The sequence below is a fragment of the Bradyrhizobium sp. STM 3843 genome (assembly GCF_000239815.1).
Lineage (GTDB): Bacteria > Pseudomonadota > Alphaproteobacteria > Rhizobiales > Xanthobacteraceae > Bradyrhizobium.
Genome location: NZ_CAFK01000242.1, coordinates 20,701 through 46,614, shown reverse-complemented (window position 1 = coordinate 46,614; position 25,914 = coordinate 20,701). Strand labels below are relative to the sequence as shown.

The following is a 25,914-nucleotide window of genomic DNA, read 5'->3' as shown; positions in this document are numbered from 1 at the left end:
GCGAAGGCCCCTTATGAAGGCCCTTTATTTCATAATGACGCGTCGGCGTGCCCCATTCCAAACGGCAGCACCCCGAATTCGGCCTTGTTCTGGATCACCGCCTTGACCGTAGCCTCGTCAATTGACGAAAGTCCTGCAGCAAATCCATAGACCAGCGCCGTGTCGCAAATGATGTTCACGGTGCGCGGAATTCCGTGACTGGTTTCGCCGATGATCTTGCACGCACCCTTTGAGAACAGATTGTGCTCTGCCCCGACCGCTTTCAACCGGAAATCGATGTACTCGGTGACCTCGTCCGGATTTAGGGGCCGCAGGTGAAAGTCCGACGAAATGCGCTGAGCAAATTGGAGCAGCTGCGGCGCCGCGAGCAGCTCCTTCAATTGCGGCTGGCCGACGAGGATGATCTGAAGGAACTGCTGCTTGTCGGTGTTGATATTCGACAGCATCCGAAGCTCCTCGAGCGCCTCGGAGCCCAAATTCTGCGCCTCGTCGATGATGAGGATCGTTCGTTGATCTTTGGCGGCTTGATCATGCAGAAAGCGCTGCAGGTGCTTGAAAAGCGCCGGGTGAGTGCCTTCGAAGGGCAGATTCAGGGACATGAGGATCCACGGAAGCAGACCATCATGGGCGCGCGGAGTATTCGAGATCAGGCATGCCGTGACGTGCTGATCCAGTTTACTCAGCAGATATCGCACTAAAGTTGTTTTGCCGCAGCCTATTTCGCCAGTAATGACGGTAAATCCGGCGCTATTCATGACGCCGAATTCAAGCATTGCAAATGCAAACCTGTGATTCTCGCACCAGTAGATCAGATCCGGATCTGGCAAGATCGAGAAGGGCTTCTCGCGTAGCCCATAAAATGCCTCATACATTGGAAGGCCTTACTAGCATGCTCTATGCTCAAGGCATCAATAGACGATGGCCGGCAGGAAGGGAAATTCTTCCGATGATTAATATTAAGCCAGACCAAGATTGCACCGATTTCGACGCCCCAATTTCGAATAGATAAGGTCGCCAATCTATTGTCGCGACGCAATGTCGCGCTAATATTCTGCTACCTGCGAAATTAATCATCAATTGAATTTTTCTTGCAACGTGGACTAGATATTGTACAGTTCCAATGACTTAATGGGCTTCACAGCGGCCCTCTTCGATCCCGCGAAACGCCGGGGGCCGGACAGACCTTATCGAGGTGACGGCAGTGCTGCAAACGCTAGGCCCAGATCATAATTATCGACCGAGCGAGATTTCAGGCGCCGGTCCGTCACAACAATTAGAATTAAGTTATTATCTAGATATTTTCAAAAGACGCTTTTTTTATTTTCTCATACCGTTTGGCCTGGTCTCGGTGCTGGGCTTGATTGCGATTACGTTTGTGCGCCCGAACTATTTGTCTGAGGGCAAAATCCTCGTCGAATCGTCCGGGATTGCTGCAGACTTCGTCAAACCCGTCATCTCCGGAAACGGAAACGAGCGGGTTCAGCTCATCCAGCAGCGGGTAATCACCAGAGACAACCTCCTTCTGGTTGCCAAGAAATATGGCTTGTTCCAGGACCAGTCCGGCATTGCCGATCTGATGCGGCAGCACCTCATCATCAAGCCGGCGGACATTGAAGGTCAGGCGCGGCAGAACACACCCATTACGGCTTTTACAGTCGCTTTCGAGTACGACGATCCAGAAATCGCAATGAAAGTGGCAAACGAATTTGTCACCCTGATCATCAGCGAAGACGAACGGTCGCGGACCAGCCGGGCAACGGAGATGGTCAAGCTTCTGACCGAGGAAACCAAGGACATCCAGGACAAGCTGTCGTCGACGCAAGCGCAAATCGTTGAGGCCTCACGGCGGCCGCGAGAAGCCGTTCCTGAAATTTCGGAGCAACAAAAAACACAGGCCGCCGCTCTGTCAGCCTTGAAGCTGGAGCTGGCCCAAAAAGTGTCTATTTACTCCGATGCTCATCCGGCCGTTGTTTCGCTGAAAAAGCGTATCGCCGCGATGGAGAAGGTCGCCAGTCAGCCGCTCCCCGCATCTGCGGTCGAGACTCAAGCAGCAGACGACGACATCGAAGGCCTTAAACGCCAGCGCGATACGCTTGAGAAACGCCTCGCCGAAGCCAATGGCAAGTTGTCGAATGCCCGCCTCAGCGAAAAACTTGATCAACAGGAGCACTCCGAACGCCTGCAGTTGATCGAAGCACCGTCGCTACCGCAAAAGCCGGTCAAGTCGAACCGGTTGAAACTGGTGGGTCTTGCGTTTGCGGCTGCGGCAGCGCTCGGGGTTGGTTTCGCGATCGGTACCGAATTACTAAGCGGAACGATCCGTACTCGCGGCCAGCTGTCCGCGGTCATTTCAGGCCCCCTCATCGTATGCATCCCGTATCTCAGAACGCCCTGGGACGTGTTCCGATCACGGCTGCGCTTTGCCGTCGGCTTGCTGAGCATCCTCGTTCTTCTCACCGCCTGGGCCGGCTTGGTCGCTGCGATCGCGTTCAACATGCCGATCGACATCTCTTGGCTAGAGAAGGCCCGAAGCGCACTCTTTTTGTTGTCCGCAACCGGTCAGGGTTGAAGCAGGCGGGAGAATCGACATGGAAAGCATTCGACAGGCCGTCGAGCGGGCCAAATTGAGCGCAGAAAGTCATGGCGTCGGTGCGTCTGACGTCTATCGACGGCATCCTTTGACCGACATTTCTCCGTTTCGCTCGGCAAGCCTGAGCAGCGTCGAGTTGAACGCAGCCCATCTGCAGAAGCATCGCATCCTCGCGCACGACGGAAAGGATGTCGCCGCCCGCCCGTTTGACCTCTTGCGCGCCGAGGTCTTGCGATCAATGGACCTGAAAGGCTGGCGGATTCTCGCGGTGACCTCGCCTACGCCGAGCTGTGGCAAGACCTTTACCGCCCTCAATCTCGCCATGAGCATCGCGCGCCAGGCGGATCGCGAGGTCTGCCTGGTTGACCTGGATTTCCGCAGGCCGCAGATCGCAACAAGTCTTGGCTTGAAGTCCGGTCACGGCGTCACCAGCGTCCTGGAAGGTCGTTCGGAGCTTCACAATGCGATGGTTCAGGTCCGGATTGGCAGCACTCGGCTCGAGGTCATGCCGACGACGACGAGCGTCAATTCCTCGGATTTGAGCAGTTCGCTCGCTCTGAAGAAGCTGCTGCAGGACGTGGCGGGCTACGAGCGATCTCGCATCACCATCGTCGACCTCCCGCCAATGCTGGCCGGACATGACGTGATCTCGATCCTGCCTCAGATCGACTGCGTCTTGCTGGTCGCTGCAGTAGGCACCACGAAGACTTCGGAGATTGAAGACTGCAAGAAGTATCTGGAGAACTCGGACATCGTGCGGGTCGTTCTCAACAAGGTCCCACAGTCCAACAACACGTTCGCCTATTATTGATTGCGCGCGGGGCCGCTCAACAGAGCCTTCAGAATCGGTAGGTGGCCCCGACCGTAGCCGTGTTGCTTGTGGTGCTCACGGCCGGGAAAGTCGAGTCCACGCTCCGATAGCGATATTCCCACGTGATCGACATGTCTCGCCAAATGTCATAACGAAGCTGCGCATCAAAGATGAGGGACCGATCTCGTCTGGTACTTCCGACGTAATCAATCCAGGTTTGTCCAACTTGCCAGATCGTGAACCAGGTTTGAGAGATTTCATAGCTCGCCTGCAGCGTCGCTGATGAAATCCGCGTTGACGCGCTCAACGGAACCTGAACGGCCGTCAGGCCAGGAAGTGCAAGAGCAAGGTTTGAAGCCGCGCCAGTGCCGGCGATGTTGATCGTCCGGTCGAACGCGCCCGTCAGTGTGAGCTTTTGGCTCGGGTAGTAGGCGATCGTTCCCCCATACACATCACCGCTCGCCGAGGACCCACCACCTTCAGATCCCTGGTGGCCGAAATAGATCGAGCCGCGAAATAGACTGATCTGGTCTGTGCCAAACCCGCCGATGGCCCTGTACGAGGTCGTCGATACCGAGGTGGCATCGGTCGTCACAGTTCCGAACGAGCCGTTCGAATAGGCAAACACTGCCGGCCCGAGCCAGAAAGCAGCGTTCTCGGTGTAGGTCTGGCTGCGGGTACTGAGTGCAGTCTGGACTTCGTAGTCGGTCCGATTGGACGATCCGCTGAGCGAGAGAATGCCGCGGTTGAATATTTTATCCACCGACAGCGTGGTTGTGTACTGGTTGTAGGGATTGACGTTGAGTGGAACGTTGCTGCCGCCCGCTGTCGTTGCCTGCCCTGTCACCTGTCCGGTGATCGGCGAAATGGTCGTATTGTTCGGAAGCCGTATGTCACCGTTCGGAAGAACCGTGCTCACAGGAGCTGCGCTTGGTGTCTGAATCGAGCTTTGCAAGCTCGTCGCCCAGGTCTGATGAGCAAAATTTCCATTGAAGGTGAAGATCAGGTCTCGCAGCGCTTCATAGCGCTGAGTGAAGCCGGCACGTCCATCCAACGTGTCGATCTGGTTGTTCGTGGGATAGGTTTGCCGATCAAGATTTCCATAAAGGGTCGTCGTGTGAATCCCGTTGGTCCACTCCGCAACGATCCCAGGCGTGACGCCGAAACCGCCGACCGAGGTTCGGGGGCTGGTGCCGAAAAACAGGTTGTCTGAATAGAGCGAATACACCCGCAACGTGGGATACAGCCGCCAGCCCTCAATCGAGATGGCGTTGGGGTCCTTCGCGGGCAGTCGGCTGGCCGCGACGTCAAGTGGAGGGGGCGCGGGACCTTCCGACGCCGGAGAAACCAGCGCCGAAGATGGTGTTTGCGCGAACGAGAACTGCGTAGAGACCAAGAGGACGATCGCGCTTGCCAGCACGCGGATGCGGCTTCCCGCCTGATTGAATCCGCCTAGGCGCATCGTTCATCGGACCTTATCGCCACGCCTCTACACTGGGGGAAGACTAGGCCCATACTGCTTAAAAATATCGTTCGGGAATCCGAATGAGATCTCCCGGCACGATCGGCACAGGCTCGCTGAGAGGATACTCCTTCCAGATCTCCTCGCCGGTGTGCCGGATCAGAACGACAGAGCGGCTCGCCCTGTAAGTAAATCCACCAGCCATTGCGACCGCCGAGTGAACGGTGAGCCCACTCCTGAACGGGTATTCTCCAGGATTTGTGGCCTCGCCCAGGATGTAAAACGGCTTGAATTGAGTTATCGCGACGGTGACATGCGGGTCCTGGAGGAATCCGCCACCCCGGTAACGGCCGACGATGTCCCGCTCAAGTTCGCCTTGGCTCCGACCCGCGGCTCTAATCTGGCCGATGAGCGGCATGGAGATAGAGCCGGCGGGATTGACCTCGTATTCCCCCGTGAGGCCTTCCTCGCCGTAAACCGTGACCCTGACCTTGTCGCCCGGATGCAACCGGGTCGGCGCCGCCGAATTAGCCAAGGAAACGGGCCTGGTTTCGAGCTCGACCGGCCCATAATCTGTATAGCAGCCCGCGAGTCCCAGTGCGGCCGCCAAGAATACTAGGCTTCTGATCGATCTCGCAATCATCGAGCAACTCAGCTTTCTGAAATCGTTAGGAATTTTGGAAGTGGTACTTCGCCGCGATACAGCCGTAGTCTAAAACGGCGCCTCGTCCAAAGCTGTATCAATTCAGCAACAATTCCAAATGGAAATCGGATTCCCGCGCCGCGGCATCGATATCCGGGAAAATACGGAGCTTTCCGGAATTCCTCGTACAGGATATCGCCGATCCGAGAACGCCTCCTTAACGCCATCGGCGGATCGGATCAGGGCCGGCTCCTGTAGGCCCGCCGCGCCTCCGTTGTGCAACGTAGCATTCACCGCACAGCCGGTGGCAAAGGACTGCCGCGTACCTGGCCGACCAGCTTGCAGCAGCAGCCCCGCTTCCCAGATCGAACGCCAAGAAAAAACTCGCTCTAACCTACGCTAGCTGTTTGCCCGGCCGTTCCGACCGGAACGGCTCATCGCGTCAAATTAAATGTACTTGCGTAGAAATCTGCGGTTTAATTTCATCAATTCTCATGTGGAGACCGTACAGTATCGGCTGGAGTTCAGGTGTTTCGTACCAATCTGCCAGAAACAACAATGTTAACGAGCTGGATTGAGCCTTCCGAGCGGGCCTGGGTACGAACGCGACTGCTGGCCCTTGCCACATTGATCTTAGCTTTGTTTGCCTTTCGAGATGCGCTTCTTGAGCTGGTGCGGAGGTGGACCACCCAGGAAGAATATGGCCATGGGTTCTTGATTCCACTGATTACGGCCTGGCTGCTTTGGTCGCGTCGCGAGGCACTCCATCGATGCATTGGGCGCCCATCCTGGGCCGGCGTCGCCCTGGTCGCTTTCGCGCTAGCGATGCATTTTATTGGCCAGCTCAGCGCGATTTTTCTTTTTTCTCAGCTCGCATTTATTGTCACCCTGTTCGGAATAACGCTCGCGTTCGGCGGCTTCAGTCTGTTTCGGGCTGCGTTCTGGCCAATCGCCTTCCTGGTGTTCGCTATTCCTCTTCCGTATTTCATAGACGCCGCATTATCGCTTCAGCTGCAGCTCATCTCGTCGCGCCTCGGCGTGTTCCTGATACGCCTGTTGGATATTCCCGTGCTCCTCGACGGGAACATCGTCGACCTCGGCGTCTATAAGCTTCAAGTTGTCGATGCCTGCAGCGGCCTCCGCTACCTGTTCCCTCTGCTGAGCCTCAGTTTTTTGGCAGCCTACATCTTTCGTGCGCCGCTTTGGCAGCGGGTCGTCGTACTTCTGTCCTGCGCTCCGATCACGGTGATCATGAACGGGTTTCGCATCGCATTAATCGGCGTAACGGTCGATCGCTGGGGTGCGCAGATGGCCGAAGGCGCGCTGCACTTCTTTGAAGGCTGGGTCATCTTTGTGGCTTGCGCAACTCTATTGGCGGCTGAGATGTACGTCTTGTCTCGGCTCTCCGGTCACGCTTTTTCCCTTTCGCTTCCAGAGAACTCCGGCATCAACGAATCTTCGGTGCATCGGCCGGCCCTGCAGCTTCGATCACGACCTCTCGCCGCTTGCTTGTCTTTGGTCTTCCTGCTTCTCCTGGCGAGCCCGCTGGTGGCGCATCGGCCCGAGAATATTCCCGCGCGCGGCCGCTTCTTGACGTTTCCAGGCGCGCTTGAAGGTTGGCAGGGCCGCCCCTCGGTCCTCGAGCCTGAGGTCGAGCAGACCCTCGCACTCGACGACTATATCCTCTCCGACTACGCCGCTCCTGGCGGAGAACCCGTCAATCTTTATGTTGCCTACTATGCATCGCAACGCATGGGCGAGTCCCCGCACTCGCCTCTCGTTTGCATCCCCGGCAGCGGTTGGCTGATAACTCACTTCCAACGCACTCGTCTCGACGCGGACCATCCCTTCAACCGCGCGATCGTCGAACGGAACGGGCAGCGCCAACTGGTATACTACTGGTACGACGAGCGCGGCAGGCAGATCGCCAACGAATATATCTCAAAAGCCTATCTGCTCTATGATGCGCTGACACTCAATCGATCGGACGGCGCGCTGGTCCGCCTGACCACCATTATTCGCCCGAGCGAATTCGAGAGCGACGCCGATGCCAGACTGCGGCTGTTTATCAATGCACTCATGCCGCAGCTGAAACAATATCTGGCAACCTCCAAATCTTCCCAGAACTCGTAAGGGCTCCGGAACATCGAGATGTCCTCCATTTTCCGATCTCATAGAGTGCTAGCTGCCAACTTGCTTGTGGTCGCTTCTCTTCAGGTCGCCGGCTGCAGTTCCCTCGAAACACGCGCGCAGCAGCACTTCGAACGCGCCCAAAAATTGCTGGCCGACCATGAAACGGCCAAGGCCGTCATTGAGCTCAAAAATGCAATTCGGCTGAAGAAGGACCTTATGGGCGCTTGGCGGACTCTCGCCGAGCTCGACGAGAAGGCGGGAGATTGGCCGCACGTCGCGGCCGATCTGCGCGCCATTGTCGACCTTGCGACGGACGACGTCGGAACGCGCGTCAAACTGGGCAAGATCCTGCTGATGGCTGGCTCGACCGGCGAAGCGTTGAAGTTGGCCGAAGCCGGCCTGCAACGCAACAATAGCGCGGACTTGCACGCGCTGAAGGCTGCGATCGCGATCAGGCTCGGCGACAGCGATCAAGCCGGCCAAGAGGCGCAGACGGCGCTTGCCGCTGATCCGAATAATGTCGATGCGACGATCGTTCTTGCAATCCAGCGGATGAGCAAAGGCGATTCCGAGGGCGCATTGTCTCTCTTGGACCGAGATGACAGTGCGGACTTCAAAGGCTCGAAACTCGGACTGCAGCTTCTGAAGATCAACCTTTTGGAACGAACGGGCGACCTTGAAGCACTGGAGAGAACTCTCAGAGAGCTCACCGAATCTGCGCCAAATGAGCTGACCTATCGTTCCCTGCTGTCGAGTTTCTATGTCGGGCGAGGCCACCCTGACACTGCGGAGCAGGTCTTGCGGGACTACGCGGACCAGCATCCCTCCGACATCACGGGCAGTTTGACCTTGGCGCGCTTCCTGCTCAAGACAAGGAATTCGCCGGCGCAGGCGCGAGAGGCGCTGGAGGCCGGTATCCGCGCAAACGGAAACCTGTTCCCGCTCGAAATGGGCATGGTCGACGTCGATGTCGCCGACGGGAGGCTGGACGACTGCCGGCGGCGCCTCGAAGCGCTCCTCGAGAAGGACGCCAACGCAAAGCAAGCTCGGCAGGTGCGCCTTGCGCTAGCTCAGCTGGCCTTGAAACAGAAGGATTTCGACGGCGCCGAGGCTCGGCTCGCCGAGCTGCTGCGGGACGCTCGGGATGCCTCAGCGCTCAAATTGCGCGCCTCGCTGCGCATTCAACGGCGCCAGTACGAGGGCGCAATTACCGATCTGGTCGAGGCGATCAACCTGGAGCCGCGTTCGACCGAGCTCATGCTGCTGTTGGCAACCGCATACGAACGCAGCGGTCTGATCGAACTCGCTGACAAGCAGTTCGCGGACGCGAGCCGGGCGTCAAATTTCGATCAGCCCATTGGCCAACAATATGTCGCCTTCCTCCAGCGGCGCGGGTTGAGCGCACGCGCCGAGGACGTGATCCAGCAGCTCATGGCGCGACGACCGAATGATGTTCAGCTATCGCTGATGCTGGCGCAGATCAAAATGGCCCGTCAGAATTGGGACGGCGTGCAGGAGATCGCGGCCTCCATAAAGAACAGCGGGAACAGCAGCCTGGCCGATCAGCTCGTCGGCATGATGCTGCTGCAGCGAAACAGGCTCGACGATGCGACCGCGGCGCTTCGGCGAGCGCACGAAGCGGCACCCAAAGCGCTCGATCCGCTGAAATTGCTTGTCGCCGCGCTGATTAAGGCTCACCGCACGGACGAAGCTGAAGCCGTCATCAACCCCGCAGTTGCGAAGAATCCGCAGGATGCCAATTTGCTGGTGCTGCGGGCGTCGGTGGGCATCGCGCGGGGCGATCCTACGCGTGTCCTGTCAGACTTGCGTGCCGCGGTCAGCCTGGAACCGAAGAATCCGGCCGGTTATCAGGCGCTCGCGGAGTTCTTCCTGAGCCGCAAAGAGTATGACGAGGCGATCCGGATCTTGCGGACAGAAATTGGCGAACTTCCCGACGCCCCCAACCAGCACCTTCTGCTCGCGCGAGCCTTGGAGCAAAAAGGTGACTTCGAAAGCGCGATGTCTGAGTACGAGAAGCTCCTTGACCGGGAACCGGGTAACCTGATCGCAATCAATAACCTTGCCGCTCTGATTTTTGAACGACGGACCGATCAAGCGAGCCTCAAGAAGGCCGAATCCATCGCGGCCGCGCTGCGGAAATCGCCGGTACCGGAGTTCAAGGACACCCTGTGCTGGGCCAACTACCTCCAGGGCGACTATCGCAAGGCCCTTTCACAGTGCGAGGAAGCCGCGGCTGCCCTTCCCGATCAGGCTTCGGTACAATACCATTACGCAATGGCTCTAATCGCGGTCGGACAATCATCGAAAGCCTCCACACATCTTAAACGCGCCCTCGACCTTGCGCCGGACGACAAGTTGTCAGCGGAAATACGCGCTGCTATTGAGAAGACCGCATCGTAAGCACGGGCTCGAGAAATCAGTGGGCGCATGTCTTGTTGCGGCTCGACGCTGGCCGGACAGATTGGTGTTGCTATTTCCCAGCCTGGAAGCGACCCTTTGAAACTGAGTTACGGATCAAATCGCCGCCATAAGCGCAAGGTCCGGCTTTCCGATCGTGAGCCAGCATTGTGGGGAGACTGCAAATGACTGTTGAAGTTCGGGCGAGCGGAATCGCCGGTTCACTTTTCGCGATCCGCTTTCTTGGATCCGCGATTGGGCCGCGGCGTTCGTATACCGCTGGATTGCCGGTTTCCGTCGCAGCTGCGTCTGTGCTGCTGGCTTTGTCCGGCCACGCGTTCGCGCAGACCACCCGGACCACGGCGGCGTCCGCGGCGACGACAGCGACCATACAGTCCACTTCGTCGACCAGCGCCAATGCTCCCTGCAACGCCTCGAATCCGACCAGTTCCTGCTACTCCGCGAGGGCGCCGCGGCTGCCTTGCTATTCCGCAACGGGACCGGACGAGCGCTGCGCAAACGTGACCACCCCCTCTGAGCCGGCCCAAAACTCCAGACAGGCAGCCGGTGCCGCCCGCACCAGTGACCGCGCGTTCACGGAGGATCAAGCGGTGGCGAAACTGCAGGCACGCGGATTTTCGAACGTATCGCAGCTCAAGAAGGATTATCAGGGCAGGTGGCGCGGCAAGGCGGATAAGGATGGCGCGACGCTATCCGTGACGCTGGCGCCCAACGGCGACATAACCACGGACTGACGCTTGATTGACCCTCGACGCCAGGCCCTGCAGCGGCCCAGGTCGCTGGAAGGTCTCCGCCGGCGCGATCTCGAAGGCCGCGGCGGGAGGCGAGCTCAGCGCGGTTGATCCAGGGTATCGCGCCATCACCATCACGACATTGACCCGCCTCGTCGGACCGGCGGCGGCAGGTCTGGCAATCCCTCCTCGCACCGCCTAGATCATGCGCCATGGTCGAACACCGCGCGCTCCAGGATTTTATCGGTCGGCACCGCACTCTGTTCGTGCTGACCGGGGCCGGGTGCAGCACCAATTCCGGCATTCCAGACTATCGCGACCGACACGGCAATTGGAAGCGGACCCAGCCGGTGACCTTCCAGGCCTTCATGGGCGAGGAACGCACGCGCCAACGCTATTGGGCGCGGAGCCTGATCGGCTGGCAGCGCTTCGGCCGCGCACAGCCGAACCTGACCCATCACGCGCTGGCGCGGCTCGAGGCACAGGGCCGCAGCAAGCTGCTGGTGACCCAGAATGTCGACCGGCTGCACCAGGCCGCCGGCCACCGCCAGGTGATCGACCTGCACGGCCGTCTCGATCGCGTCAGATGCATGGGCTGCGGCGCGCTGAGCTCGCGCCAGGCGTTCCAGGAGCAGCTGTCGCACGCCAATCCGGGCTGGCTGACGCTCGACGCCGCTGATGCGCCGGACGGCGATGCCGATCTCGACGGCATGGACTTCTGCCGTTTCCAGGTGCCGGCCTGCCTTGCCTGCGGCGGCGTGCTCAAGCCCGACGTCGTGTTCTTCGGCGAGAATGTCCCGCGCGATGTCGTTGCCGACGCGCGCGCGCAGCTTGAGCAGGCCGACGCCATGCTGATCGTCGGCTCCTCGCTGATGGTCTATTCCGGCTTCCGCTTCGCGCAGGCCGCCGCGCAACGCGGCATCCCGATCGCGGCGATCAATCTCGGCCGCACCCGCGCCGACGAACTGCTGACGCTGAAGGTCGAGGCGCCCTGCGAGAGCGCGCTCGCCTTCCTGCTCGAGGGCGAGCATGCCTGCTGAGCAGGTTCGATCGGGCCTAGCGGCTGTGCGGCTCGTCGCGGTTCTCGATCCGGTCGCGATTGTTGTCGCGCTCGGACTCCGGCTTGACGATGTCGGCCACCTTGCCCGACTGGTTACCCGGATTGTAGTGATATTGCCCGGCTTCCTTCTCGCCCGGCTGCTTCTGCTTTGGATCCCTGTTGTCGGCCATCGCTGCGCTCCTTTGTCGTTTGACAACGGCGTCGCGCAGGCCGGGTTCCGGCTGGCAGCGCCCGTGGGGCAGAGGCGCGATTCGAGCAGAAAGGCGATGAGATGAGCGGCGCGACGGTCGAGTTCACGGTTCACCAGGGATCGGACGCTGCGCGGCAGCGGCTCCATATCGGCCGGCTGGTGATCGCGGGCTGGACCGGGCGTGATCCGGTGGCGCGCGACAAGCACATCGCCGAGCTCGAAGCGCTTGGTATCGCGCGGCCGGCATCGACACCGATCTACTACGAGGTTGCGGCACGCCGGCTGACGACGGCCGATGCGATCGAGGTGAGCGGCGGGGACTCGAGCGGGGAAGTTGAGTTCGTCCTGCTTCACGCCAACGGCCAGCTTTACGTCGGCGTCGGCTCTGACCATACCGATCGCAAGGTCGAGACCTACAACATCACCGTCTCCAAGCAGATGTGCGACAAGCCGATCGCGCCGGAGCTGTGGCTTTACTCGGAGGTGGCGGCGCATTGGGACCGCATCGTGCTGCGCTCCTATGCAACCATCAACGGCGAGCGGAAGCTCTACCAAGAAGGCACGCTCGACGGCATGCTGGCCGCGGACGACCTGATTGCGCGACGCTATGGCGACGCTGGCATACCTGAGGGCACCGCAATGTTCGGCGGCACATTTGCCGCGAAAGGCGGGATTCGTCCGGCGGAGAGGTTCGAGTTTGAGATGTTCGACCCCGTGCTCCGGCGTACCGTGCGGCATGGTTACTCCGTGGAGCCGCTTGCGATCGTCGGCTGATTCGCAAGTCAGGTCAGACCGAGGAATCGACGTCTTCGCGTCCAACAGCTGCTTTATATGCACGCTTGGTTGTATTCGGCGCACCGAATTTACGGCTTTGCACAATCGACAATTGCATCGCCCTTGTAGTCCTACGGATACTACCAAACGTTCTTAATTCTATTTCTATCTATTAATATTGCTGCGACATCACAGCTTCCGTCAGAAACGATTTTGCGGTTGAAAGTTACCGCTGAAATCCTTAGCTGAATTGCTTATCGGCGAATCTCGGGTTATCTGAATCGAGATGAAGAGCTACAACCTAAAATCGATGTCCGTGGATCAGCTCTGGGATCTCCATGAGCGGTTGGTTGCGGAGCTGGGCCGCAAGATTGCGGCGGAGAAGGCGATGCTGGAGGAACGTCTCAGCCAGCTCGGCTCCGTCAAGCGCCATACGGCCGCATCCAACCAGATCGGCGCCGTGAGCCGCCATATGCCCGCCAGGGACACGAAGCGGCCGTATCCGAAGGTCCTTCCCAAATATCGCAATCCAAAAAACCCGGACGAGACCTGGGCAGGCAGAGGGAAGCAGCCTCGTTGGCTGGTTGCGCAGCTTCGATCTGGCCGGAAGCTGGAAGAGTTCCGCATCAAGGGCCCATGATATCGGCTTGTGGAACTTCGCGCACTTTCGCGCGGAGCGTGTATTGGTGGCGTGGCACTCGCGGTTCCAGTATCTTCCAATAAATGATCAGTCCTCATCGCGGCATGCAAAGTCCTTGCATGCATTTTAAGCGTAAGCGTGAGTTCCCGCGGCGAACTTAACATGTGCAGCTTTCTGTTTTGCACTTGCGTTGATAAAGAATAATCCGCAACATTCGTTCTATCATTTAAATGGTTCCAGCGTGTCGACCACCCTTCCTAACGTCGAAATCATTGGCGGCGCGCGTCAGAGAGCTGGCCTTTTCATCAAGGCCCTGCTTTTTTTCCTGATTGTGTTCGTCGTCCCTGTTGTCTTGCGGGTGGCGATCTTCCTGGGCGAGGCGCCGGTTGCGAACCTCACCGGATCGGCAGACATGGCGAGCACGGGATATCTGCCAAGCGCCGATCGCGATCCGGCACCGCGGGTCGTCGTCATGTCGGCGCCCCTCTCCGGCGAACGGGGAAAATTCTTCACGCATACCTGGATCGTGCTGAAGGCTGAGAATGCACCGTCGTGGGAGCGCTACGAAGTTCTTGGATATGCAAGCCGCGACTTCAACGGCGAATTGAATGGCGTGTGGCTCGGCAGCACCCCGTCGCTCAATCGCTACGCGCCTGACGGGCGCTGGTACGGGCGAACGCCGATCATCCTTGCTGACGTCCGAGGACCTGCTGCAGCCGCGATGGTCCCCAAGCTGAAGCACGCGATCGATACTTATGAAGCGACGCTTGGACACTACAGATTCTGGCCGGGCCCCAACAGCAACACCTTTGTGGCGGCGGTGCTCCGTTCGGTGCCGGAACTGGGCGTGACCTTGCCGCCGACAGCGGTGGGACGGGATTTCAAGCCCGGCATCTATATCGGATTGACGGACAGCCGGACCGGAATCGAAGCAAGTGCATGGGGCGTTCTCGGCCTGAAGATGGGCTGGGTCGAAGGGGTCGAGATGAATCTCTTCACCTTCGTGGCTGGACTGGACCTCCGAGCGCCAGCCCTGAAGGTGCCGGGCTTCGGGAGCGTTCGCCTCGGAGTGCCTGCGCAGGCCGTGGCCAGCGATCGTCCGTTGAACGGGTCCTCGGATCGTCCTTTGGCTGCGGCGAATTGAAGCCTCTCCGGCGGCGGCTCTGACGGTTGCAGCATCAGCTGACTTCATCCGTGTCGCGTCCCTGTTGGGATAGGATGGCAGTGTGGTGAAAAAGGATGGCGACACCGCCGGACAAAGGCCGGCTTGATGGACGCGGGCCGTCCCCCGCCAAAGACACGAGGATCCCGGACAGGCTTCAGCGACTTGACCCGTCATGTTGCTCCGGAGACCTCGGCATGAACAAGAAACCCGCAGCTCAGCACGGCGACCGGCTGCCCGCCGACCGCCCGCCGCGCGACGTGAACGAGGATCGCAGCGACGAGCGCGATCTCGCCACCGGCGAAGGCGGCACGATCGAGATTCCGGAAAAGCCCGCTGATATCGCGAAGGACGATTAGGACTGCTTGCATGTGAGGCGGAAAGTCCCGCAGCGGCGCGCGTGCGGCGGCGTCTGTTGCGGGGTGTTGTACTTGGCTGTTGATGTCGGCGCATGATCTGAGGTCAAACAGCGGATAGCCTCTCGCGTTCTCGCGGGCCGCATGGCACCCGAGGCTTGAGCTTTGGTTGGCCCCGGTAAACGCGAGGGCGCAGGGAAGGCCGGGTGAAGACCTCACCCATGGCCCGCCTGCAGAAAAAAGCAGGCGGCAGTCACCACAGGTTTGGCCGATCATCCGGCCTTCCCTGCGCGATGGATTTACGGTTGCTCCGCGCTCTCCTCAGGGACCGGCTGTCTTGCCCCTGTCACCCGTGCAACGCGCCAGCGTTGTCACGAACTTAGCGCCAGCACCGGGGCGCCAGGACCACACGGCTTGGCCGTCCGCAAAGGCGCCTCGCCAAGGCCCGAAAACGACGGGCTTGCTACCTGCCCGCCGAAGCCTCGACGCTGCGCCGATCGATGCTGCTCGTCGGGCAACACCGTCGCGGCCACCGCTCCCCGCCCCACGTTCGTGACGACCGCGATACGCCCCTCGCATCGAGACGGGATGGATGAGAGATACCATGATTTCTGAAAATAAGAAATAGAAATTTTGGATCGATACTGGGCGGCCGCGTAACGGACGCGCGCTATCATCTGGCGCGCTGACGATGCTGAACAGCCTGGATCAATGGACTCGCCGCGGGGTCGCTTGGGTCAGCAATTCATCCGTGGGCAATATCTTGATGGCTCACTTTGCCGGTCGGCCGGGCGCGGGTGTGGTGGGCGCAAAGGAGGCCAGCCGCGCGGAGTTTCGATTACATTGGAGGTAATTGAGACAAAGCCGTCGATAGGCGACACGTCGGTGCATAGCCGACCTGGTTGCGAGGTTGGCTTCGGTTCCCCAACCATTGAGGCCAAAATGTCCTTGTATCCCGTTCACACTGTCGACAACGCGCCTGAAGCCTCGCGCTTTTCCCTTAAGGCGCTTCAGTCCGCCTTCGGCTTCGTCCCCAACATCGCCGGTGCAATGGCGACGTCCCCGATCCTGATCGATAGCCTCGTGGGGCTGTTCGGCCAGGTGCACGGCGGCAGCTTCACCGAACCGCAGATCCAGGTGCTGCTGCTGACGAATGCCGTGACGAACGGCGCCGAATGGGCTGTCGCGTTCCACAGCGCCCTCGCTCGCGGACAGGGCATAGCGGAAGCTGACGTCGACGCGATCCGAGCGCGCCGCCCACCCGCCGATCCCAAGCTCGCCGCGCTTTCTCTGCTGGCAAGGACCTTGATCGAAACCCGGGGCAAGCTCGACCAATACGGTATCGATGCCTTTCTAGCGGCAGGCTTCACGCCCGCACATCTGCTGGAAGTGATCGCGGTCAGCGCGGCCTCGACGATCACGAACTACACCTCCAACGTGACAAGGCCGCCGCTCGAGGCGAGATTCGGTGATCACATGTGGCACGCGACCTGATGCGTGAAGCCTGGACCGCCGATCGCAGCAAGAGGACGACAATGACGGCTTCAGCAACTACGAGACAATTCGAATCGGGTTCGGCTGGCGCGCTGCTGCGACACTGGCGTGATCTCCGCGGCAAGTCGCAACTCGATCTGGCACTGGACGCGGGGGTATCCCAGAAGCACATCAGCTTCGTGGAGAGCGGCCGGAGCCAGCCCAGCCGACAGATGGTGGTTGACCTCGCGGAGGCGCTCGAGGTGCCGCTGCGTGAACGGAATGCAATCCTGCTGGCGGCGGGCTACGCGCCGCACTATTCCGATGCGGCCTTGGATGCCCCATCGCTGTCGCGTATCAGCAAGGCGCTGCAGCGCATGTTGAAGCAGAACGAGCCGTTCCCGGCGGTGGTGATGGACCGTTACTGGAACGTCATGCTGGCCAATGACGCGGCCCCACGCTTCTTCAGCTGTTTCATCGACTTGGCGGCGCGGCCCGCCCCGCGCAACCTTCTGCATCTCACCTTTGATCCCTTGGGTCTGCGTCCCTTCGTGGTCGACTGGCCCGCAACGTCACGCATGCTTCTGGCGCGCGTGTATCGCGAGGCGCTGGGCCATGTCATCGATCCCGGAACCCATCAACTCCTGGAGGAACTCGGGCAATATCCCGACGTGGATATACGGCGGCGCGCGCTGGACACCGACGTCTCCTCCCCGATGATCCCGCTGACCTTCGCGAAGGACGGCGTGTCCTTGAGCTACTTTTCCTTGATTACGACCGTCGGCACGCCTCTGACGATCACGGCGCAGGAGCTTCGTCTGGAATGCATGATCCCCGCCGACGACGAAACCGAGCGGGTTCATACCGCGTTCGTCTCGCGTCACGCACGCGAGACGCGTTCCGGCACATAGGGGCGCTCGCGCGCCGGGCTCTAACGGCCGCATAAACTTCCCGGCGCTCGCCTACGAACGTCGGGGGCGAATGGCATCAGCAACTGATGAGTGCGTTTCGAACCACCTGCTGGGGCGCATCTCGGCAGGAATGTCAGACCCCTGGATGGGTCGCTTCGACTAACGACTTTGGAGCAACAATGATGACAGCGCGAACGATCCGGACGGAAGGCGCCGAACTCATCGTGGATGACACCGGCCGGGACGATCCGGCACTTGTTTTCCTGCACTATTGGGGCGGATCGGCGCGCACGTGGAAGCCGGTTCTGGCACTTCTGCCCGAGCGTATCCGTAAGGTGGCTATCAATCAGCGCGGTTGGGGCGGCTCGCGTGCGATCGACGGACACTATGACCTTGATGCGCTCGCTTCTGACGTTGCCGCTGTCGTCGCGTGCCTTGGCATCAAGAGATACGTGGTGGTCGGCCACTCGATGGGCGGCAAGGTGGCCCAAGTCCTAGCAGGCCGCGGCCACTCCGGTCTGTCCGGGCTCGTTCTGGTCGCGCCGGCGCCTCCAACCGCCATGGACGTTCCGCTCGAGGTCCGAGCCGGCATGCTCGCATCCTATCAATCGCGGGAAGGCGTAGCGCAGGCCCTGACGGTGTTGGCTGGACCGACGTTCGATACCGTGCACCGCGAGCAGGTGATCGAAGATACGCTGCGCGGCGAGCCGGAGGCGAAGCGCTATTGGCCACAACAGGGTATGATCGCCGATGTCAGCGCAGCGCTGAGAAGTCTGGCCTTGCCGGTCGACATTCTGCTTGGTGAGCACGATCAGGTGGAGCGCGAGTCGGTCCTGCGGCCATTGTTCTCCAGTCTCTTGCCACATGCGACCTTCACAATCGTGCCCGATGCCGGCCATCTCATTCCAATCGAAATGCCGCAGGTCATCGCTTCCCGATGTGAGCGCATGATCTCTGTTGTGAGTTAGGCAGCTCAACCGCCGTGCTCGACCCGTGCGGTGTACCTTGACGCTTCGAATCTGTGCGACTGATCGCCTACGAGGTTCGCCAAGCAGAATGATAGCCTGCTGCCCTCCGTCAGGGACGACCTCTCGCGGACAGCAATCGCGGGATCTGATGGACAACGTTGTGGCTAAGCGGAGTCCATCAGCCCGCCCCTCTTCAAACTCTCCTCCACAAACTCCGCGAACGCCCTTGCCTTCGCGCTCGCAAGCCGCCCCGTCGGAAACACCGCCCAGAGGTCGAGCGGCGGCAGCGACCAATCCGCGAGCACGCGGCGGACCGCGCCGCTCGCGAGCTCCGGGCCGAACATCCAGTCCGAGGCTACCGCAAGCCCCATGTCGGCGAGAACGGCGGCGCGGATGCCTTCAGCCGCGCTGACGCTGAGACGGCCGCGCACGACGACGGAAGCCTCGGTGCCGTCGCGCCGGAACGTCCAGGCATTTCCGAGCTGGCTGTACATCACGGCCTCATGCGCAGCGAGATCGGCCGGCACCGTCGGCGTGCCTGCACGGGCGAGATAGGCCGGCGTGGCGACCACCGAGCGGCCGCTGGTAGCGATGCGGCGCGCGACGGCGCCGGTGTCGCTCAGCTCGCCCATGCGCAAGCCCACGTCGATGCCCTCCGAAACGAAGTCGATCACGCGGTCGTCCAGGACCACGTCGATCTCCAGCTCCGGATGGCGCGCCAGAAAGTCCGGCAGATGCGGCACGATCATCAGCCGGGCAAAAGTGGTCGCGGCCGAAACGCGCAACCGCCCGGAGAGGCCGCGGCCGGCGCCACGCGCCTGCAGCTCCGCCTCATCGGCCTCCTGGATCGCAAGCCGCGCCCGCTCATAGAAACGCAAGCCGGCCTCGGTCGGCGTCAGCCGATGGGTCGAGCGCAACAGCAGCCGCACCTGCAGCCGCGCCTCCAGCTGCGCGATGGTCTTGCTCACCGCCGGTTGGCCGACGCCGAGCTGCTTCGCCGCGCCCGAGAACGAGCCGGTCTCCACCACGCGCACGAACGCCGCCATCGCCTGCAGCCGGTCCATCACCATTCCCATAGGGAATAAACACTATCGCCCGGCCCTGTCTGCCATAAGCTGAGCGGAATGGCCATAACGTGGGCGCTGGTTCACCCAGCATCCCCCCGCAACCCGAACACCAGGGATGACGGCCATGGCCCACCTCACCACCTATCGCGACCGCTTCACCAATGCGCGTCTGACCCGCTCGCCGAGCGGCGTGCTGCAGGTCACCCTGCACAGCGACGGCGGCAAGCTGGTCTTCGACGGCCACACCCACGCGCAGTTCGTCGATCTGTTCCACGAGATCGGCGCTGATACCGATAACCGCGTCGTCATCCTGACCGGCGCGGGCGACGCCTTTATGGATGCGATCAGCCCGGAGGGCTTCGATTTCTTCAGCCCGCGCGGCTACGACAAGATCTTCCGCGAGGGCCGCAAGGTGCTGATGAACATCCTCGACATCGAGGTGCCCATGATCGCCGCGCTCAACGGGCCGGTGCTGTTGCATTCGGAATATGCGCTGCTCGCCGACATCGTGCTGGCGACGCCGGAAACGGTGTTCCAGGACAAGCCGCATTTCGATTTCGGCATCGTCCCGGGCGACGGCGTCAACCTGCTGTGGCCCGAAGTGATCGGCAGCGTGCGTGGCCGCTATTTTCTTCTGACGCGCCAGGTGCTGGATGCAGAGACCGCGAAGGATTGGGGCGCCGTCAATGAGATCGTGCCGGCCGACCGGCTGCTCGTCCGCGCCCATGAGATTGCCGAAACCCTCGCGGCGCTGCCGCCGCTCACCAGCCGCTACACGCGAATCGCACTGACGCAGAAGCTGCGGCGGATCATCGACGAAGGCACCGGCTACGGCCTCGCGCTCGAAGGCATCAGCGCCGCCGACGTCGCCCGTTCCATGGCCGCAAACGCCTGAGGCTTGCGTGCCGCCGCGGCCGCTTCGCCGCACTGAATTCTCAAACTTCAAGGAGACCTTCCATGACGCTTCAAGCCCAACTCGACGCCTTCAAGGCCGAGTTCGAAGCCGGCAAGCCGCCCTACAACGCCCCCCGCGCCGTCATCGAGACGATGCATCGCGCCACCGCTGAACTGATCACCTCCGGCGCCGCCGGCCTTGCCCTGAAAGCGGGGGACCAGGCGCCGTCGTTCGCGCTCAAAGACCCGGACGGCGATGTGGTCTCTTCGACAGAGCTTCTGACCAAAGGACCATTGGTGCTCAGCTTCTATCGCGGAGTCTGGTGCCCCTATTGCAACATGGAGCTGCAAGCGCTGCAGGCGGCGCTGCCGGAGTTCGCGGCGCTCGGCGCGAGCCTGGTGGCGATCTCGCCGCAGAGCGCGGCCAACAGCCGCAAGTCGCTGCGCCAGAATGCACTGAGCTTTCCGATCCTCTCCGATCCCGGCAATGAGGTCGCCGCTTCTTTCGGCCTACGCTTCACGCTGCCCGATTATCTGATCGACCTCTATAAGCAGTTCAGGAACGACCTGCCGGCATTCAACGGCGACGCGAGCTGGACGCTGCCGATGCCGGCGCGTTTCGTCATTGCGCAGGACCGGGCGATTCTCTACGCCGAGGTCAACCCGGACTACACGCGCCGGCCTGAGCCAGAGGACATGCTGCCGGCATTGCGGCGCGCTGGCGGCGTCGGCGCCTGATCGAGGCGCGCGGCAGCCCGGCCTGTGACCGCAAAGCCGCACTGCCCGCGTTGCCTGTATGAGTTCCCCACACAACCGCGCGTCACGGTTTCGCCGGGCGCGAATCCGTGTTAACCATCGGTTAAGAAAAGTGGGTGTTGGGCGTTTTGGCTGAAAGCCCGGCCCCGCGCGATTAGTACCTTTTTCGGACGTCGGCCTCATTACGTCGCGTTCGCATCCCGCGAGCCCGCCCGCATCATCGGCGGAGATGGCGCGCGACCGCTCTGCCAATTCTTCGCGCGAAGCCGGCCAAGCCGCAATCGATGAAGAGGCCCGCCCTGGACGGGCCCGCTGCCTGATTCCCGGTCCAATATCACCCGACGTCGGCGCAACAGCGTGCTCATGTGCACGCCGCGCATCGCATCGTCACGACCGAATGGAGCGGCTCCGATGGCCGATGAGTCTGTTGCGTCTATCATTCCCTGGCATCAACCCAAGCCGCCAGGCAAGACACCTGCGGCCAAGGCGAAACGTTCGCCGGCCGCAAAACCGCGCAAGCGGACCAAGACCCAAGCCAACAAGGCCAAAGCCAGCGCCGCCGCGCCCGACGACGACGATCTCTACGCGCCGGATTCGCTGATCGCCCCTGACTTCCTGGAGCTGGTCGAGGCGGAGGCGAAGCGCCCGTCGGCAGCGGCTGCTGCCGCGAAGATCGAAGAAACAGCCAACACATGGGCAGCGGCGGGGCTGCCCGCCGCGCCGGCGGCGAGAGCCGCGCCGCAAGCCGTCGCGCATGATTTGCAGAGCGTGCGGCACAATTTGTCGCCTTATCTGCTGCAGGGCGCCGCGCTGGCGCTGGCGCTCGTCGGCATCGCCATGAACGGCTGGTTCGCCCAGTCGCTCGGCTCAAGCCATATCGCGGGCTGGATGTTCCTGGCCATCGGCGTCGCCTCTGACCTGGTCGCGCTCGTCATGCCGACCTGTGCCGCCCGGCTCTGGCACGACCGCCACCGCGCCACTGCGCTGGCGGGATGGACGGTGTGGGCGATGACCTTCGTCTTCGCGGTCACCGCAGGAATCGGCTTCGCCTCCACCAATATCAGCGAGGTCGCGCTGGCGCGCTCCTCGCGCGTGACGCCAGCAATTCAAGCGGCGCAGACACAGCTCGCTGATGCCACCGCAGCGCGCGACCGCGAATGCAAGAGCGGCGTCGGCAAGTTCTGCCGGGAGCGCGAAGCGGAGGTGGCCGACCGCCGCCGCTCACTGGACGCGGCGATGGCCTCGGTGACGCAGACCGCTGATCCGCAGACCGAGGCCGCAATTAAGCTCGTCGCCTGGGTCACCCACGGCCTGTTCAAGCCGGCGGCCGACGACTTCGCCATGCTCCGCCTGGTGTTGCTGGCGCTGCTGCCGCAGTTCGGCGGCATCCTGCTGATGGTCGGGCGGCGCCGCTGAGCTCGCCGCGCCCGGCATCGGCCAGGCATCAGCATCTCCTTAAGCGACGACAAACACCCCGGCTCGATGCGAGCCGGGGTGTTGTCGTATCGGTCGTATCGTGGGAGGCTGGCGCAAATCCCGTACGAACAAGTCCTTTGGAGTTGGAGGCGGAAAAAAATCAGACGGCGTCCGATGCACCGCCTTTGCTGACCGCACCGGGCCGCGTTAAATGCTGCCGTCAAGTGGCGTCCCGCCTTTCAGCATCACGCTCGCCCGAATCATTTCTCTCATGCCAAGCACGTTCCAGCTGCGGTTCGCCGGTGCACAGCGCATATCCAGATCCCTCCTGATCCTCGACCGACCGCCACGATGACAACGCATCGCGGCCGGAGGGAGCAGGAGAGCGCGATGACGACGCCCGACCAGGCGGCGGACGGATACCGGCTTTTTCCCGTAAACATCCTGCGCGAAGGCAGCGGTTTCGCGGTGGCTTTCAAGTCGATTCCGCCTGAAGCGTTCACCGATCCGTTCGTCGCCGAGACGACCGCGCGCTTCACCGAGCCACCGATCGAACGTCGGCTGGAGACGATCGGCGACGCCCGCGGCCTCGAGACGATCGCACCGCGCGGCATCATCTATCACGTCTCGAAATGCGGCTCGACGCTGGTCAGCCAATTGTTGAAGCGGCTCGACGATATCATCGTCTATTCCCAGCCCGACGCGCTCAACGATCTCCTGATGCCGCCGCATGCCTCCAGCGCCGAGCAGCTGATCCAGGCGCTGCGCGCGCTCGGCGCGCTGTTCGCAGACCACGCGCGCCGCCCCTATGTACTCAAGCTGGAAAGCTGGAACGTTCTATATTGCCGTCTGCTGCAGCAGGCCTTCCCGGCAACGCCCTCGGTGTTCTGCATTCGCGATCCCATCGACGTCGCGGTCTCGGTGATGGAGGATCCAGATCCCGGGGTCTGGTACCGCCATCTTAAGAGCGGCAACAATCCGTTCTTCGCGCAGTTCGGCTTGGACGCCGCCGCGCGGCTTGCGCCGGGCGACTACATCGCTCTGTTCTACACCCGGTTCTGCGCGGCGATCCGACAGCTCGAGCCGCAGAGCAGCCGGATCATCCGATATGACGGCATGCCGGAAAGCATCTGGCGCACGGTTGCGCCGGCGTTCAATCTGCCGGTGCCGGCGGCGGCGCTGGCCAGGATGCAGCAAGCGGCGGAGTTCTATTCCAAGGACCCGTTGGGAACGCAGCGCACCTTCGTCGCCGACAGCACCGGGAAACGGCAACGCGTTGCTGCCGACGTCAGCGCCGCGATCGATGCCGTGGCACGACCGGCTTATGAGCAGATGCTGCTGATGGCATCAGGCACCGCGGACTGACCGGCAGCCGCCAAGCCGGCGCTTCGGCCCTAATGGAGCCCGGCCTTGCGAAGGCCTTTGAGCATTTCCGTCGACGCCGTCTGCAGTGTCGGATTCTTATACTGCTCTTCCTGATAGTACTGCGTGACCCGATCGAGATTGAACTGAGCACCGAAACGGGTGCTGAAGACCCCGAGCGCCTCGCTCGCCTTGGCGTCCTGATCGGTCAGCGCGTACGCCGAAGCCAGCCACGCCTGGACGTACCAGAGGTTCGGTCGCACGCGCGCCGATTCGCTCAGCGCCTCGATCGCCTTCGGATAGTCGCCCAGCGCGAAATAAGCGCGTCCCTTGACCCAGTAGAACACGCCAACCGCGGGGTCGTTGGGGCTCAGCTCGAGCGCGGTCTCGACCATCGGCAGCGCGTCAGCGGGCTTGCCGAGGAAGACCAGTGCGTTGGCCGCCTGAGCATACCCCCTGGCGAAATTGGGATCGATCCTGATCGCTTCCTGGAAGGACGCCAGCGCCGCCGCGTGGTCGCCGTGCAGCCTGAGGACGTAGCCGAGCGCAAAATGCGCGAGCGGAACGCCTGGGTCGAGGCTGATGGCTTTTCGTGCCGCCGCTTCGGCCCGCTCCACCTCCGCACTGCCGGCGCCATTCCAGCCGTTGAGCACATCGCCCATCAGCGTGTGGGCCGTGAGGGCCAAGAGGCGCGCATTGTCGGGATCGGCTTTCAGGCCCGCCTCGGCATTCCGACGAGTCTCCAAAAACTTCTCCGGGGTAGCATATCCGGTGCTTGCAGCCATTGCTCTCATTCTCGCATCGAGGGGATTGTGATCGGCGGCCAGCGTGCCGACCTCGTGACGGACGCCGAGGCGTTTCACGTCATCGTTCAGCGACGTCGCGACCCGGCCGAGCAACCTGTCTTCGAGGTCGAGCAGGCTGCTGGTTTCATAGGCGAAGGAATTGTCCCAGACGTTGGCGCCACTTGCCGTGTCGATCAGCCTGGCATTGACCCGCACGATCGCGCCGGTCCGCCTGACGTTGCCCGCCAGCGCATAGCGGACCTTGAGTACGCGGCCGATCTCACGCGGCTCGTTCGCGCTGTTCTTGTAGGTGAAGGCGGTGGCCGAGGCGATCACCCAGGCGCGCCTCAGCCTGGACAACTCGCTGGTCACATCATCGGTGATCGCATCGGCCAGATAATCATCGGCAGGATTGCCATCGGCCGTCGTGAACGGCAGCACCACGATCCGGTTGGTCCGGGCCAGCGCCGGAGTCTCGCGAAGCAGCAGCACAGCGCTGATCGCCATCGTCGCAACGACCGCCGTCATCCCTGCGGCGGCGAGCCCCACCCAATGCGCACCAAGCCCGGCGAGCAGCGACCTGCGTATGGGCTGGTCCGCAACCTCGTAAACACTGATTCGGTACGGGATGTTCTTGACCCGGTGCCGGCCACGCGAGGCAAAGAAGAACTCGGGTTGGGCGCGGGTCTGGTCGTAGATGCTCTGGCTGACGCAAATCGTACCTGGCGCCGCCACGGCTTCGATCCGCGCGGCGATGTTGACGCTGTTTCCATAGATGTCGCGGTGCCCGACGAGAACATCGCCGGTATTGATGCCGATGCGCAGCCTGATCGGATCCGTCTCATTGCCCTGGCGCCGGGCCAGCCCGCGCTGGATCTCGAGCGCGCAACGCACCGCCTCGGTCGCGCTCACGAACTCGGCGAGCAAACCGTCGCCCATGCTGCGCACGAGCCGCCCGCCAAATTCGGCGATGGTCGGATCAATCACATCCCGTGTAATCGCCGTCAGCCGCGTGTGGGTCTCGTCCTCGCTCCGGCTCATCATGCGGCTGTAGCCGACGACATCGGCCAGCATCACCGCCATCAGCCGTCGCTGTGCAGCGACCGGCTTGGCCGTAGCCGGGACAGTCTCATTTGATCTCGCTACGACCCGCAAAGCCATAGGGCTGCCAATACAACTCTGGAGTGTCGGTGAGAATGCCGTCGCTCGGCGATTAAATCCGCATCGTGGAACTGCGTCAATGCCGGAACGGGCCGCCTGAAGTCGTCGAAGCAAGATCAAAGCCAGCGCA

General features: G+C 61.7%; 23 protein-coding genes. 17 read left to right on the top strand and 6 right to left on the bottom strand.

The window, feature by feature from the left end:
• Positions 1–29: 29 nt before the first annotated feature.
• Positions 30–872, bottom strand: coding sequence for an AAA family ATPase (locus tag BRAS3843_RS24965; RefSeq protein WP_008971871.1), 843 nt, complete (start codon positions 870–872; stop codon positions 30–32).
• A gap of 320 nt (positions 873–1,192) precedes the next feature.
• On the opposite strand from BRAS3843_RS24965, the gene BRAS3843_RS24960 reads away from it, so the two are divergent.
• Positions 1,193–2,569, top strand: coding sequence for a hypothetical protein (locus BRAS3843_RS24960; protein ID WP_139024964.1), 1,377 nt, complete (start codon positions 1,193–1,195; stop codon positions 2,567–2,569).
• 19 nt (positions 2,570–2,588) lie between these two features.
• A complete protein-coding gene (locus BRAS3843_RS24955; protein WP_008971869.1) occupies positions 2,589–3,401 on the top strand; it encodes a CpsD/CapB family tyrosine-protein kinase in 813 nt (270 codons plus the stop codon).
• Positions 3,402–3,429: 28 nt separating this feature from the next.
• On the opposite strand, the gene BRAS3843_RS24950 is transcribed toward BRAS3843_RS24955, so the two are convergent.
• Positions 3,430–4,863: an outer membrane beta-barrel protein gene (locus BRAS3843_RS24950; protein ID WP_008971868.1), complete on the bottom strand. Its 1,434-nt coding sequence runs from the start codon at positions 4,861–4,863 to the stop codon at positions 3,430–3,432.
• Between the two features lie 58 nt (positions 4,864–4,921).
• Entirely contained in the window at positions 4,922–5,506 is a 585-nt protein-coding gene (locus BRAS3843_RS24945; protein ID WP_008971867.1) for a polysaccharide biosynthesis/export family protein, read from the bottom strand.
• A gap of 528 nt (positions 5,507–6,034) precedes the next feature.
• On the opposite strand from BRAS3843_RS24945, the gene xrtD reads away from it, so the two are divergent.
• From xrtD to BRAS3843_RS24925, 4 genes are all read left to right on the top strand, one after another.
• Positions 6,035–7,639 carry a VPLPA-CTERM-specific exosortase XrtD gene (gene xrtD, locus BRAS3843_RS24940; RefSeq protein WP_244425463.1) on the top strand — a complete coding sequence of 535 codons (1,605 nt, stop codon included), beginning with the start codon at positions 6,035–6,037 and terminating at the stop codon, positions 7,637–7,639.
• Positions 7,640–7,657: 18 nt separating this feature from the next.
• A complete protein-coding gene (locus tag BRAS3843_RS24935) occupies positions 7,658–10,060 on the top strand; it encodes a tetratricopeptide repeat protein (RefSeq protein ID WP_083841427.1) in 2,403 nt (800 codons plus the stop codon).
• 608 nt (positions 10,061–10,668) lie between these two features.
• Positions 10,669–10,812, top strand: a complete 144-nt coding sequence (locus BRAS3843_RS42285; protein ID WP_244425462.1) for a hypothetical protein — start codon at positions 10,669–10,671, stop codon at positions 10,810–10,812.
• A gap of 209 nt (positions 10,813–11,021) precedes the next feature.
• The gene (locus tag BRAS3843_RS24925) at positions 11,022–11,849 is read left to right on the top strand and encodes an NAD-dependent protein deacetylase (RefSeq protein ID WP_008971861.1); all 828 of its coding nucleotides are present in this window, start codon (positions 11,022–11,024) and stop codon (positions 11,847–11,849) included.
• A 16-nt stretch (positions 11,850–11,865) separates the two neighbouring features.
• Here BRAS3843_RS24925 and BRAS3843_RS41690 read toward each other — a convergent pair whose 3' ends face one another.
• Positions 11,866–12,039, bottom strand: a complete 174-nt coding sequence (locus BRAS3843_RS41690) for a hypothetical protein (protein ID WP_008971860.1) — start codon at positions 12,037–12,039, stop codon at positions 11,866–11,868.
• 101 nt (positions 12,040–12,140) lie between these two features.
• Between BRAS3843_RS41690 and BRAS3843_RS24920 the strand changes: the two genes are divergently transcribed.
• The 7 genes from BRAS3843_RS24920 (at position 12,141) to BRAS3843_RS24895 (ending at position 18,343) form a co-directional block, all read left to right on the top strand.
• Positions 12,141–12,833, top strand: a complete 693-nt coding sequence (locus BRAS3843_RS24920) for a DUF2848 domain-containing protein (RefSeq protein WP_008971859.1) — start codon at positions 12,141–12,143, stop codon at positions 12,831–12,833.
• A 286-nt stretch (positions 12,834–13,119) separates the two neighbouring features.
• Positions 13,120–13,473 carry an H-NS histone family protein gene (locus BRAS3843_RS24915; protein WP_139024963.1) on the top strand — a complete coding sequence of 118 codons (354 nt, stop codon included), beginning with the start codon at positions 13,120–13,122 and terminating at the stop codon, positions 13,471–13,473.
• Between the two features lie 190 nt (positions 13,474–13,663).
• Positions 13,664–14,617 (top strand): DUF3750 domain-containing protein, encoded by a 954-nt coding sequence (locus BRAS3843_RS24910; RefSeq protein ID WP_139024962.1) that lies wholly within the window; start codon positions 13,664–13,666, stop codon positions 14,615–14,617.
• Between the two features lie 215 nt (positions 14,618–14,832).
• Positions 14,833–14,994 carry a hypothetical protein gene (locus tag BRAS3843_RS41685; RefSeq protein WP_008971856.1) on the top strand — a complete coding sequence of 54 codons (162 nt, stop codon included), beginning with the start codon at positions 14,833–14,835 and terminating at the stop codon, positions 14,992–14,994.
• 840 nt (positions 14,995–15,834) lie between these two features.
• Entirely contained in the window at positions 15,835–16,485 is a 651-nt protein-coding gene (locus BRAS3843_RS24905; protein ID WP_244425461.1) for a carboxymuconolactone decarboxylase family protein, read from the top strand.
• Between the two features lie 41 nt (positions 16,486–16,526).
• Positions 16,527–17,375 carry a helix-turn-helix transcriptional regulator gene (locus BRAS3843_RS24900; protein ID WP_035982672.1) on the top strand — a complete coding sequence of 283 codons (849 nt, stop codon included), beginning with the start codon at positions 16,527–16,529 and terminating at the stop codon, positions 17,373–17,375.
• Positions 17,376–17,557: 182 nt separating this feature from the next.
• Positions 17,558–18,343: an alpha/beta hydrolase gene (locus BRAS3843_RS24895; protein WP_008971852.1), complete on the top strand. Its 786-nt coding sequence runs from the start codon at positions 17,558–17,560 to the stop codon at positions 18,341–18,343.
• A 164-nt stretch (positions 18,344–18,507) separates the two neighbouring features.
• Here the strand turns inward: BRAS3843_RS24895 and BRAS3843_RS24890 are convergent, their stop codons facing one another.
• Positions 18,508–19,407 (bottom strand): LysR family transcriptional regulator, encoded by a 900-nt coding sequence (locus tag BRAS3843_RS24890; protein WP_008971851.1) that lies wholly within the window; start codon positions 19,405–19,407, stop codon positions 18,508–18,510.
• 127 nt (positions 19,408–19,534) lie between these two features.
• Between BRAS3843_RS24890 and BRAS3843_RS24885 the strand changes: the two genes are divergently transcribed.
• The 4 genes from BRAS3843_RS24885 (at position 19,535) to BRAS3843_RS24870 (ending at position 23,841) form a co-directional block, all read left to right on the top strand.
• Positions 19,535–20,305 (top strand): enoyl-CoA hydratase/isomerase family protein, encoded by a 771-nt coding sequence (locus BRAS3843_RS24885; protein WP_008971850.1) that lies wholly within the window; start codon positions 19,535–19,537, stop codon positions 20,303–20,305.
• A gap of 62 nt (positions 20,306–20,367) precedes the next feature.
• Positions 20,368–21,042 (top strand): peroxiredoxin-like family protein, encoded by a 675-nt coding sequence (locus tag BRAS3843_RS24880; protein WP_008971849.1) that lies wholly within the window; start codon positions 20,368–20,370, stop codon positions 21,040–21,042.
• A 429-nt stretch (positions 21,043–21,471) separates the two neighbouring features.
• Positions 21,472–22,476: a hypothetical protein gene (locus tag BRAS3843_RS24875; protein ID WP_008971848.1), complete on the top strand. Its 1,005-nt coding sequence runs from the start codon at positions 21,472–21,474 to the stop codon at positions 22,474–22,476.
• A 390-nt stretch (positions 22,477–22,866) separates the two neighbouring features.
• Positions 22,867–23,841, top strand: coding sequence for a sulfotransferase family protein (locus tag BRAS3843_RS24870; RefSeq protein ID WP_008971847.1), 975 nt, complete (start codon positions 22,867–22,869; stop codon positions 23,839–23,841).
• 29 nt (positions 23,842–23,870) lie between these two features.
• On the opposite strand, the gene BRAS3843_RS24865 is transcribed toward BRAS3843_RS24870, so the two are convergent.
• Positions 23,871–25,706: a tetratricopeptide repeat protein gene (locus tag BRAS3843_RS24865; RefSeq protein WP_035982654.1), complete on the bottom strand. Its 1,836-nt coding sequence runs from the start codon at positions 25,704–25,706 to the stop codon at positions 23,871–23,873.
• Positions 25,707–25,914: the final 208 nt, after the last annotated feature.